At 72.3% G+C, this 11,720-nt stretch carries 10 protein-coding genes; 5 read left to right on the top strand and 5 right to left on the bottom strand.

Annotation, left to right across the window (positions count from 1 at the left end; genetic code table 11):
- Window positions 1–23: 23 nt before the first annotated feature.
- Window positions 24–275: a hypothetical protein gene (locus BGP73_RS24005; RefSeq protein WP_441350748.1), complete on the bottom strand. Its 252-nt coding sequence runs from the start codon at window positions 273–275 to the stop codon at window positions 24–26.
- Window positions 276–285: 10 nt separating this feature from the next.
- Between BGP73_RS24005 and BGP73_RS01205 the strand changes: the two genes are divergently transcribed.
- From BGP73_RS01205 to BGP73_RS01185, 5 genes are all read left to right on the top strand, one after another.
- Window positions 286–2,580, top strand: coding sequence for a tetratricopeptide repeat protein (locus BGP73_RS01205; RefSeq protein ID WP_441350747.1), 2,295 nt, complete (start codon window positions 286–288; stop codon window positions 2,578–2,580).
- A 3-nt stretch (window positions 2,581–2,583) separates the two neighbouring features.
- Complete coding sequence (locus BGP73_RS01200) at window positions 2,584–3,825, top strand: PP2C family serine/threonine-protein phosphatase (RefSeq protein ID WP_069811369.1); 1,242 nt, start codon at window positions 2,584–2,586, stop codon at window positions 3,823–3,825.
- 117 nt (window positions 3,826–3,942) lie between these two features.
- A complete protein-coding gene (locus BGP73_RS01195) occupies window positions 3,943–5,298 on the top strand; it encodes a vWA domain-containing protein (protein ID WP_069811368.1) in 1,356 nt (451 codons plus the stop codon).
- A 47-nt stretch (window positions 5,299–5,345) separates the two neighbouring features.
- Complete coding sequence (locus BGP73_RS01190) at window positions 5,346–6,386, top strand: FHA domain-containing protein (RefSeq protein WP_069811366.1); 1,041 nt, start codon at window positions 5,346–5,348, stop codon at window positions 6,384–6,386.
- 200 nt (window positions 6,387–6,586) lie between these two features.
- Window positions 6,587–6,988, top strand: coding sequence for a globin (locus BGP73_RS01185; protein WP_069811364.1), 402 nt, complete (start codon window positions 6,587–6,589; stop codon window positions 6,986–6,988).
- A gap of 99 nt (window positions 6,989–7,087) precedes the next feature.
- Here BGP73_RS01185 and BGP73_RS01180 read toward each other — a convergent pair whose 3' ends face one another.
- The 4 genes from BGP73_RS01180 to BGP73_RS01165 all read right to left on the bottom strand — a co-directional run bounded on the left by BGP73_RS01180 (window position 7,088) and on the right by BGP73_RS01165 (window position 11,603).
- Window positions 7,088–7,867 carry a hypothetical protein gene (locus BGP73_RS01180; protein ID WP_069811362.1) on the bottom strand — a complete coding sequence of 260 codons (780 nt, stop codon included), beginning with the start codon at window positions 7,865–7,867 and terminating at the stop codon, window positions 7,088–7,090.
- Entirely contained in the window at window positions 7,864–8,289 is a 426-nt protein-coding gene (locus tag BGP73_RS01175) for an acyl-CoA thioesterase (protein WP_170837724.1), read from the bottom strand. Before BGP73_RS01175 ends, BGP73_RS01180 begins: the two co-directional genes overlap by 4 nt.
- Before the next feature lie 3 nt (window positions 8,290–8,292).
- Window positions 8,293–9,957, bottom strand: coding sequence for an energy-dependent translational throttle protein EttA (ettA, locus tag BGP73_RS01170; protein WP_069811360.1), 1,665 nt, complete (start codon window positions 9,955–9,957; stop codon window positions 8,293–8,295).
- A 266-nt stretch (window positions 9,958–10,223) separates the two neighbouring features.
- Window positions 10,224–11,603: a Cys-Gln thioester bond-forming surface protein gene (locus BGP73_RS01165; protein ID WP_069811358.1), complete on the bottom strand. Its 1,380-nt coding sequence runs from the start codon at window positions 11,601–11,603 to the stop codon at window positions 10,224–10,226.
- Between the last annotated feature and the right edge of the window lie 117 nt (window positions 11,604–11,720).

Raw genomic sequence — 11,720 nt, 5'->3', positions numbered from 1 at the left:
GAGGTCGCCTCGAAGGGCGTGGTCTACTCTGCCGCCACCAGCACCGCGAGCGCGGGGCGCCGCGCGGCGGCGCCCTCCTCCCGGCCCTCCGCCTCCTCCTCGGCCGCCTCCTCCGGACGGTCCTCCCGCTCGTCCTCCTCCCACCGGTCGGTCTCCGGCCGCCTCTCCCGGTCCTCTTCCGGGCAGTCCAGCGCCCGATCGGTGTCGGTGCGCACCTCGGGGTCGGTGGCGGCGGCGACCTCGGGCCGCAGCAAGCTGGGCGCGGGGCTGGTCACGGTGCCGGACGTGCCTCGCCCGGACCCGCGGACGGTGGTGCTGCCCAATCCGGAGGTGCCCGAGCGGAAGCGGTTCTGCAGCCGCGGGGACTGCGGAGCGCCGGTCGGCCGGTCCCGCGGCGACCAGCCCGGCCGCACCGAGGGGTTCTGCACCAAGTGCGGCCACCCGTACTCCTTCGTGCCGAAACTGCACGTCGGCGAGGTGCTGCACGGCCAGTACCAGGTCGCCGGCTGCCTGGCGCACGGCGGGCTGGGCTGGATCTACCTCGCCGTGGACCGGGCGGTGAGCGACCGCTGGGTGGTACTGAAGGGCCTGCTGGACACCGGTGACGAGGACGCGCTGGCGGCGGCCGTCTCGGAGCGCCGCTTCCTCGCCGAGATCGAGCACTCCAACATCGTCCGGATCTACAACTTCGTCGAACACCTCGACCGGCGGACCGGCAGCCTCGACGGCTACATAGTGATGGAGTACGTCGGCGGCAAGTCGCTGAAGGAAATCGCCAACGGTCTGCGCACCCCGGAGGGGCGGCGCCAGCCGCTTCCGGTGGAGCAGGCGTGCGCCTACGGCCTGGAGGCTCTGGAGGCGCTCGGCCACCTGCACAGCCGGAACCTCCTCTACTGCGACTTCAAGGTCGACAACGCCATACAGCAGGACGACCAGCTCAAGCTGATCGACATGGGCGCCGTCCGGCGGATGGACGACACCGAGAGCCCGATCTACGGCACGGTCGGCTACCAGGCCCCGGAGGTCCCGGAGATCGGGCCGTCCATCGCCTCGGACCTCTACACCGTCGCCCGTACCCTCGCCGTGCTGACCTTCGACTTCCAGGGCTACACCAACGTCTTCGTGGACAGCCTGCCCCCGCCTGACGGCATCGAGCCGTTCACCCGCTACGAGTCGTTCTACCGGTTCCTCGTCCGGGCCACCGACCCCGATCCGAAACGGCGGTTCGCCTCCGCGGAGGAGATGTCCGAGCAGTTGACCGGGGTGCTGCGGGAGGTCGTGGCGCTGCGGACGGACCGGCCCCGGCCGGCGCTGTCCCGGCTCTTCGGCCCCGAGCTGCGGGTCACCGACAGCCGTCTCTTCGCCGAGCGGTCGGAACCGGTGTCGCCGCTCGGTCTCCGCCGGCCACCCCGGTGGTGGCCGGCGCGGTCGGGCTCCCGGCCCGCCGCCCCGGCCGGCTTGATCCCCGCGCAGCCGGCCGGTCCGCACCCCGCCCACCGGCCCGGCGGCTCCAGCGCGCCCGCGGTGGCCGACGGAACGGCGCACCACCCCGGTTGGACAGGTGGCGGCGCCCCGGACCGGGGCCTCGGCGTGGAACCGCTGGACGTCACGGCCGCCGCGCTGGCGCTGCCCGTCCCCCGAGTCGACCCCGCAGATCCCAACGCGGGCTTTCTGGCCGGGCTGTCGGCCTCCAACCCGGCCGATCTGCTCCTCGCCCTCTGGTCGGTCCCGGTCGACTCGGTGGAGCGGCAGTTGCGTGAACTCCGCGCCCGACTGGAGCTGAACGACTCGGCGTCCGCCTCCCAGGCGCTGGACACCCTGGAGTGGCGCCATCCGACCGACTGGCGGGTGGTCTGGCACCGCGGGCTCTTCTCGCTGGTGGCGGGCGACCGGGAGATGGCCGCGCTCTCCTTCGACGCGGTCTACGACGCCTTCCCCGGGGAGCCCGCGCCGAAGCTCGCACTCGCCGTCTGCGCCGAGGTGCTGGGCCAGTTGGACAACGCCGCCGAGTACTACCGTCTGGTGTGGACCACCGACCCGGGCTTCGTCAGCGCCGCCTTCGGCCTGGCCCGGGTGCGGCTGGCCACCGGGGACCGGCCCGGCGCGGTACGGGCGTTGGAATCCGTCCCCGAGGGGTCGATCCACTACACGGCGGCGCGGATGGCGGCGATCCGCGCCCGGCTGCGGGGGCGCGCCCCCACCGAACCGCTCCTCGACGACCTGGTCGCCGCGGCCGAGCAGGTCGAACTGTTGCGAGAGGTCGGATTGGACACGGTACGCGAACAGCTGCTGGCGACCGAGGTACTGGGCGCCGCACTCGACTGGGTACTCTCCGGGGAGCGCGGCGCGCCACCCAGCGCTCCGGCCGAAGCCGGCCTCGCGTCAACGACCGGACCGTGGCCGAGCGGTGACGTCGGCGGCCGGCCGTCGACGCTGCTCGGCACCAGGCTGGACGAGCGGGGTCTGCGTTCGGGCCTGGAGCGCTCCTACCGGGTCCTGGCACGGCTCGCTCAGCGCGGCGAAGAAAGAATCGAACTGGTGGAGCGGGCCAACCGCTTCCGCCCCAGGACGTGGGTGTGATAGATGCCGCAGCTGCCTCGACTGTCCGTCTGCCCGAGCTGCGATGAGCCACTGGAACCGGGCGACAACTTCTGCGGGGCCTGCGGTGCCGACCTCGCAACCGCGGACCCGACGACGGGTGGGGGTGCCCCGGCACTCTCCTACCCGGCCCCCGGAGCCCCCTGGACCGCGGGCGGCGAGCCTCCGGCCGGGCCGTCCGCCGGCTGGCCGGCCGCGGATCCGAGCGGCCCCGGGGCGCACCGGCCGGACGATCTGCTGACCACCGACTCGGCCGACCCGGGAGCAGCCGCTCCCGGCGGCGCGCCTGGGGGCGCGGAGTCGGGCCTCCAGCCGGCCACCGGGGACTGTGTGGCCTGCCGGGCGGGCCGTGTCGACCGGGACGGCTACTGCGAGCACTGCGGTCACGCCCAGCCCCGGGAACGCGACCACATGGAGCAGGAGTTGGCGGGGGTGGCCGCGGTAACCGACCGGGGACTGCGGCACCACCGCAACGAGGACGCGTTCAGCATCGCGACCGCCGCGCTGCCCGACGGCTCGCCCGCCGTACTCGCCGTCGTCTGTGACGGCGTCTCCTCGGCGAGCCGCCCGGACGAGGCCTCGGAGGCGGCGGCCGGGGCGGCCACCGAGTCCCTGCTGTCCGCCGTCTCCCGCGGGGTGGCCGCCGAGCCCGCCACCCACGAGGCGATCGTCGCCGCGGCCCAGGCCGTCAACCAGCTCGCCGAGACCGGTCCGTCCCCCGGTCCGGAACAGCAGAACGCGCCGGCCTGCACCATTGTGACCGCGGTCCTCGCTTCCGGCGTACTCACCGTCGGCTGGATCGGCGACAGCCGGGCGTACTGGGTACCCGACGACCGGGCGGCGCAGTCCGCCCGGCTGACCGAGGACGACTCCTGGGCCGCGCAGATGGTCGCCGGCGGCCTGCTGTCGGAGGCCGAGGCCTACGCCGACGACCGGGCGCACGCGATCACCGGCTGGCTCGGGGCGGACGCCTACGAACTCCAGCCGCACACCGCCTCCTTCACCCCGGACCGGCCCGGCGTGGTGGTGGTGTGCACCGACGGCCTGTGGAACTATGCCGAGGCGGCCGGCGAAATGGCGCTGGCCGTCCCGCCGGAGTCACGCAACCGCCCCCTGCACGGCGCACAGGCCCTGGTCGGCTACGCCCTCGACGGTGGCGGCCACGACAACGTGACCGTGGCGGTGCTCCCCGTTCCGGAGCCGCCGAGCCGGGCCGTCTCCGCCTGAGACCGGACGCTTCCGCGGGCCTCGGCGGCTGATGCCCGCCGAGGCCGGCCCCCCGGGGCCGCCGTCCGGTCCGTCTTCGTCCGAGTCCGTCCACACCGGAGCGCCGAGGAGCTGGCCATGGCTGTTTTCTCCAAGTCGTACGTGCCCCGGTTCTCCGTCCAGGTGCACCAGAACCCCTACCTCCCCGGCGACGGCTGCGAGGTGAACGCCGTCCTGACGGTGACCGCCACCGGCGGCGGCACCATCGGCGGCGAGTACCTCCGGTCCTCCGGCGCCCGGCACACCCACACCGGCGGCGGGCCCGACGCCGCCGTCGCCCTGATGGTCGACTGCTCGGGCTCGATGGCCTACCCGCCGGCCAAGCTCGCCAACGCCCGCACGGCCACGGCCGCCGCCATCGACGCGCTGCGCGACGGGGTCCGGTTCACCGTGATCGCCGGCACCCACCGGGCCACCGAGGTCTACCCCGGTGGCAGTCGGCTGGCCACGGCCGACGCGGCCAGCCGGGTCCGTGCCAAGGAGGCGCTGGCCGGGCTCACCGCGGGCGGCGGCACGGCCATCGGCACCTGGCTGCGGCGGGCCGACCAGCTCCTGGCCACCGCCGACGTCTCGATCCGGCACGGGATCCTGCTGACCGACGGGCGCAACGAACACGAGCCGCCGGAGGCGCTGCAGGCCGCTCTGGACGCCTGTGCGGGACGGTTCACCTGCGACGCCCGCGGCGTCGGCACGGACTGGGAGGTCGCGGAGGTGACCCAGATCGCCGCGGCGCTGCTGGGCACCGCCGACATCGTCGCCGATCCGACGGGCCTCGCCGCCGACTTCGTCCGGATGATGGAGAGCACCATGGGCAAGGAGGTGTCCGGGGTGGCCCTGCGGCTGTGGACACCGGTCGGCAGCGAGGTGCTCTCGGTCCGACAGGTGGCCCCCACGGTGCAGGAACTGACACACCGGCGCGCCGATGCGGGTCCGCGCAACGGCGACTACCCCACCGGCTCCTGGGGGGACGAGTCCCGCGACTACCACCTGCGCCTCCGGGTTCGGGCCGCCGGGGTCGGCCAGGAGATGCTGGCGGCGCGGGTCTCGCTGCTCCTGCCGCAACCGGAGCCGGACGCACCGCGGCCGTTGGCGCAGGGGTTGGTGCGCGCCGTGTGGACCGACGACCTGTCCCGGTCCTCCGTAATGGATCCCCAGGTGGCTCACTACCTGGGGCAGACCGAGTTGGCGCAGGCGATCCAACAAGGCCTGGAAGCCCGCAAATCAGGCGATATCGACGGAGCTACGAGCAGACTCGGGCGCGCTGTGCAACTCGCCGTCCGGTCCGGAAACGAAGAGACTGCGAAACTTCTGTCGAAGGTGGTGGACGTGGTCGACGCGGCGAGCGGTACTGTGCGACTCAAAGCGAAGGTCACGGAAGCCGACGAGATGACACTCGAGACGCGCTCCATCAAGACAGTTCGCGTCAAGAAGTGACGGAAGACGGTCCGGAAGGGGCCGAGCCGAGAGGGGGAAGCACCGACATGCCGACCTGCCCGAACGGTCACCAGTCGGGTTCCGACGACTGGTGCGAGGTCTGCGGACACCGCATGGCCGGTGGGCCATCCGCGGGAGCCGTCCCGCCGCCTCCACCGCCCGCGCCCGGCCACGGTGGACCGCCTCCACCCCCTCCACCAGCCGCCACCGGCGGCTACGGGTACCCGCAACCGCCGGGTGGCGGAAGGCCCCAGGCGGAGCTGTGCCCGCAGTGCCGCACCCCGCGCGAGGCCCAGGCGCCGTTCTGCGAGCAGTGCCGCTACAACTTCCTCACCCACTCCCCCACCTCGTTCACCCCGCCGCACCAGCAGCCGCACGGCATGCCGCCGCCACCGCCCGGCTTCGCCCAGCACACCCAGCAGCCCCAGCCGGGCTTCCAGCCCGGGCAGCCGCAGGCACCGCAGGGCGGATCGCCGGCCGAACAGCGCCTCGCACCCCCCGCCGGCCTGCAGGTTCCTGCACCCCAGCCGCCGGCCCCGGCCCGCGGTGCCGGCTCCGGGGGCGGTGACGACTGGACGCTGCCGCCGCCGCCCGGTTCGGCACCGGCACCGCACGGCGGCGGTCCGTCCTTCGGCGGCGACCACGGGCCCGGCCGGCCCGGTCCGGCCGCACCTCCCCAGCAGACCAGTTGGGTGGCGGTGGTGGCCCCGGACCGCGAGTACTTCACCGCGATGATGGCGCGGAGCGGTCCGGAGGCCTCCGGTCTCAGCCTGCCGGCCTACTCCCCCGAGCAGCAGCTGACGCTCAGCGGGCAGCAGGTCACCATCGGCCGGCGCCGGCAGAGCACCGGCGAGTCCCCCGACATCGACCTGTCCCGTCCGCCGGAGGATCCGGGCGTCTCGCACCAGCACGCGATCCTGGTGCAGGGGCCGGAGGGGAACTGGTCGGTCATCGACCAGAACTCCACCAACGGGACCACCGTCAACAACGGGGAGGAACCGATCCAGCCGTTCGTCCCGGTACAGCTCAACGACGGCGACCGGGTCCATGTCGGTGCCTGGACCACCATCACGGTCCGCCGCGGCTGAGCCCGCCGTACCCCGCCGGTCTCCAGCGGGGTACGGCGGGCCCGGGGCCGGGGTCCCGGCCCGGCAGGACGGAAGCAAAGAGGACGGCCCGCCGCTCGGCGGGCCGTTCCCGCTTCTCCGGCACGGAAGGCGCCCCCTCCCGAAACCGGGACGTCGCACGTCCCCGCCCGGTCCGGAGGCCCATCTGAGAGCATGGAGGAGTGACTGAGATTCCACGCGGCACGGTGCAGCAGACCTTCTACGAGCAGGTCGGCGGTGAGCCGACCTTCCGGCGGCTGGTGCACCGCTTCTACGAGGGCGTCGCCGAGGACCCGCTGCTGCGGCCGATGTACCCGGAGGAGGACCTGGGTCCGGCCGAGGAGCGACTGGCACTCTTCCTGATGCAGTACTGGGGCGGTCCCCGCACCTACAGCGAACGCCGCGGCCACCCGCGGCTGCGGATGCGGCACGTCCCCTTCGTGGTGGACCGGGCCGCGCACGACGCCTGGCTGAAGCACATGCGGGTCGCGCTCGACGAGCTGGAACTCGCACCCGAGCACGCGGAACAGCTCTGGAACTACCTGACCTACGCGGCCGGTTCGCTGATCAACACGCCCGACTGACGCACGCTCCGGCGACCGGGCGCGGCCGCTGTGACCGCGACGGCCCCCGCCTCGCGGCGGCGGGCCCCACCCAGTCGGTGGCTCAGGCCGTTCGGTGGCTCAGGCCGGGGTGAGCTCCAACCCGGGCGGTCCGGTGCGCCGGACCGCGACCGAACCGTAGGGCGTGCGCAACCGGAGCCAGCTGCCCGAGGTGAACAGCGTCAGCGGTTCGGGTCCCCGCTCACCGGCGGCGCCGACGGCCTCCCGCTCCGCGGCCCGGCCGAGAAAGCCCAGCGACCGGGCGGCGTGCACCGCCCGCACCGGGAGGTCGGTGGTGCCGAGCGTGCGGGACCAGATCTCCCGGCCGATGGCGTCCAAGGCGCTCCGGGTGCGCTGCTCGGCGCTGAGGGCCTCCGTCCGCATCCGGAACTCCCGCACCGAGGCCGATACCGCGGCCCGCAGTTCGGCCGGCTCCGGCAGGCCGTCGGCCCGCTGCCAGCCGCCTCGGGGCGGAAGGAGCCCCGTCCAGGGCGGTCCGGTGACCGGGGCGGGGAGCGTGAGCGACAGCCCCCGGCCCGGGCGGGCCTCCGTCACGGCGTCGGGCAGGGCGGTGTCGATCGCGTCCGCCAACTGCCCCGCCGAGACGGTCAGGTCGAACCGCCCGCCACCGGGCGCGGGCTCCGCACCGCCCTCAGAGGGCCCGGGATGTTCCGGTTCCCCGGCGAGCCGGGCGGTGCGGACCGCAAGGACCTCGAAGGAGGCCGGGCGGCCGAAGACCGCCAGCACCCCGTCGCCCGCCTGGAGACGCACCGCCGCGGCCCGGTCGTAGTGGATCAGCCGCTCCAGGAAGGCGGCGAGGTCCGCCGCCTCCCCGGCGTCGGCGAGGGCCAGCGCCCTCATACCGCTACGGCCTTCTCCGGGTCGTCCAGGTACTCCTCCAGGAAGAAGTGCTCCTCGGGGGTGATCCGGCGCGGCCGGGCCGCCTCGAGGTCGTAGGGCACCACGACGGTGGAGGCCCGGACGTAGACCTCCTCGTCGTCCTTGATCTCGTAGGCGATGGTCAGCGAGGCGGCGCTGATCCTCGTCACCCACAGCTCGATGGTGACCGGCTCGTGCCGGTGCACCAGCGGACGCAGGTAGTCGATCTCGTGACGGGCCACGACCGACCCCCCGCTGAAGGACTTGCTGTCCTTGCCGGGGGCCAGTCGCCACATGAAGTCGATCCGGGCCTCCTCCAGGTAGCGGAGGAAGACGACGTTGTTGACGTGCCCGAAGACATCCATGTCGGCCCAGCGCAGTGGGCAGAGGTAGACGTGTCGCACCGCTCAGCCCCTGGTCAGCTTCTTGTAGGTGGTGCGGTGCGGCCGGGCGGCGTCCGGGCCGAGCCGCTCGATCTTGTTCTTCTCGTAGGACTCGAAGTTGCCCTCGAACCAGAACCACCTGGAGTCGCCCTCGTAGGCGAGGATGTGGGTGGCGATCCGGTCCAGGAACCAGCGGTCGTGGGAGACGACCACGGCGCAGCCGGGGAAGTCCAGCAGCGCGTTCTCCAGCGAGGAGAGCGTCTCGACGTCCAGGTCGTTGGTCGGCTCGTCAAGCAGGAGCAGGTTGCCGCCCTGCTTGAGGGTGAGCGCGAGGTTGAGCCGGTTGCGCTCGCCTCCGGAGAGGACGCCGGCCGGCTTCTGCTGGTCGGGGCCCTTGAAGCCGAAGGCGGAGACGTACGCCCGGGAGGGCATCTCGACCTGGCCGACGTTGATGTAGTCCAGTTCGTCGGAGACGACGGCCCACAGCGTCTTCTTCGGGTCGATGTTGTCGCGGCCCTGGTCCACGTAGGAGATCTTGACGGTCTCCCCGACCTTGATCGAGCCGCTGTCCGGGCTCTCCAGTCCCTGGAGCATCTTGAACAGCGTCGTCTTGCCGGCGCCGTTCGGACCGATCACGCCCACGATGCCGTTGCGCGGGAGGGTGAAGGAGAGGTCCTCGATGAGGAGCTTCTCACCGAAGCCCTTGCTGAGGTTCTCCACCTCCACCACGACGTTGCCCAGCCGCGGCCCCGGCGGGATCTGGATCTCTTCAAAGTCCAGCTTCCGGGTCTTCTCGGCCTCGGCGGCCATCTCCTCGTAGCGGCTCAGCCGGGCCTTCGACTTCGCCTGCCGGCCCTTGGCGTTGGAGCGGACCCACTCCAGCTCGTCCTTGAGGCGCTTGGCCCGCTTGGCGTCCTTCTGGCCCTCGACCTTGAGCCGGGCGGCCTTCTTGTCGAGGTAGGTGGAGTAGTTGCCCTCGTACGCGATGGCCCGGCCGCGGTCGAGCTCCAGGATCCACTCGGCGACGTTGTCCAGGAAGTACCGGTCGTGGGTGACGGCCACGATGGTGCCGGCGTACTTGGCCAGGTGCTGCTCCAGCCACTGCACCGACTCGGCGTCCAGGTGGTTGGTGGGCTCGTCGAGCAGCAGCAGGTCGGGGGCTTCGAGAAGCAGTTTGCAGAGGGCGACCCGGCGGCGCTCTCCACCGGAGAGGTTGGTGACGGGCCAGTCGCCGGGCGGGCAGCCGAGCGCGTCCATCGCCTGCTCCAGCTGGCCGTCCAGTTCCCAGGCGCCGGAGTGGTCGAGCTGCTCCTGGAGCTTGCCCATCTCCTCCAGCAGCTCGTCGGAGTAGTCGGTGGCCATCTGCTCGGCGATCTCGTTGAAGCGCTTGAGCTTGGCGATGGTCTCGGCGACCCCGTCCTGCACGTTCTCCAGGACCGTCTTGGACTCGTCGAGCGGCGGCTCCTGCTGGAGCATGCCGACGGAGTAGCCGGGGGTGAGGATCGCGTCACCGTTGGACGGCTGCTCCAGCCCCGCCATGATCTTCAGAACGGTGGACTTGCCGGCGCCGTTCGGGCCGACCACGCCGATCTTCGCACCGGGCAGGAAGCTCAGCGTGACGTCGTCGAGGATCACCTTGTCGCCGTGCGCTTTGCGCGCCTTGCGCAGGGTGTAGATGAACTCAGCCAAGAGAAACCGTCCGGCAATCGAGGAGGACCAATGTGCGGCTCCGCCGTGTGGAGGCAGATACATCCCATCCTGCCGCACGGCTGCCGTCCGGGGAAAACCAGACGGTCTCGGCGCGGCCCGGGCCGCGGTCCGGGAGGAGCGGGGATGTGAGCGGCGGAGGGCCGGAGCCCCTTGGGACACTGGGAGCTCCGGCCCTCCGGCCTGGTCGGTCAGGTCAGCTCAGCGGGTGCTGGGCCGCGACCGGTGTACTGATCGGGGCGACAACCTCACTCACCCGCGGTGACGGCCTTCTTCCTGCGGAGGAAGAACACCGTGCCGCCGCCGAGGACGACGAGGGCGATGGCGACGCCCGCGATCACCGGGGTGGCGTCGCTGCTGCCGGTCTCGGCGAGGTCGCCGGACGAACCGCCGACGCTGGCCGGGCTCGGCTCGGAGGAGGGCTCGTCGGTGTCGACACCGGCGGTCTCACAGTCGAGGACTCCGGAGAACGTCTTCTCGAAGCCGTTCGGGCCCTTGATGGTGAACTCGTAGGCCTGGTCCTCCTCCACCGGGACGGTGATGGTCTCGGACTTGCCCGCCTCGACGGTGTGCTTCTCACCGGCCAGCTCGAAGGTGAACGGCTCGTCGCCCTTGTTGGCGGCCGAGATGTCCACACCGCCCTTGGCGCAGTTCTCCTCGGCGGAGAGGGCCGGGATCGGGCCCTGCTTCGCCCAGTTGGCCGTGGCGGTGGCGGAGACGGTGCTCTCGCTGGAGCCGGCCAGGATCATGGTCTGGCTCTTGCTGTCGCTGGCGAACGCCCGGCCGATCTCGACCTTGGTGCTGGCCTTGACGACGGCGGAGGCCGAGCCGGGCTCGGCTCCGGCGGGCACCTGGAAGAACAGCTCGGCGCCGTTGCTCGCGTTGGTCACCGGCTTGCCGTCGGCATCCACGATCTTGATCCCGGCATCGGCGGCGTCGGCGGCCGGGGCCACGGTGACGCTTCCGGCGTTGGTGGCGACCTTGATCGGACCGAGCAGGTCACCGGCCTTGCCGGAGACCGCCGGCGGGTCGAGGTGCAGCGAGGCGCCGGGCTCGTCGAGGTTCTCCGCGCTCTGCTCCAGGTAGTCCGCCAGCTTCTCGGCCGCCGGGTCCACCGCCTCGACGTCGGCGTGGTCCGAGAAGCGCCAGATGGCCACCTGGGTACCGGCCGCCGCGGTCTTCTCGGTGAGCGCACCGGAGCCGGCCTTCTGGGCGAGCGCCGCCAGGTCGTTCACCTGCGGGTAGGAGTTCTGGAGAATCCAGTTGATCTTGCCCGCGTCGTTGTTGTCGTGCAGCGAGGTCTCGGCCCAGGAGCGCTCGTTGTACTTCGCCCGCTGCTGCGTGGGGTTCTTGATGTCGATGCAGTAGGTCAGCAGCGAACCGCCGCCGTCGACGGTCAGCTCGAACAGACCGCCGCTGAGCTTCTGGTCCGGGCGGCCCTGGTGGTGGATGACCACCTGGTCGTAGGTCTTCAGACCGGCCAGGGTCGCGGTGGCACCCCCCTTGTGGGGAACCGCGTCGTCGGCCACGGCCGGACTCGCGGTGGCTATCGCGCCCGCGGCGGCCAGGCCCGAGGCCAGAACCGCGGCGGTGAGGCGGGCGGAACCCCGCCTGCGTACAGAAATCATGGATGTCCCCTCCGGGCGAGGCGGCACCTGGTGCCGCACCTCGCGACGAATAACTCAAGTCCCCGTGAGTACGCCCGGATACTAGGGAACGAAAAGCGATCCGATTCCCCGTCAGGA

The organism is Streptomyces sp. TP-A0874, assembly GCF_001748085.1.
In the GTDB taxonomy this organism is placed as follows: Bacteria; Actinomycetota; Actinomycetes; order Streptomycetales; family Streptomycetaceae; genus Streptomyces.
Note: the sequence above shows the minus strand (reverse complement) of the source record. Positions and strands in the feature narration are given on the sequence as shown.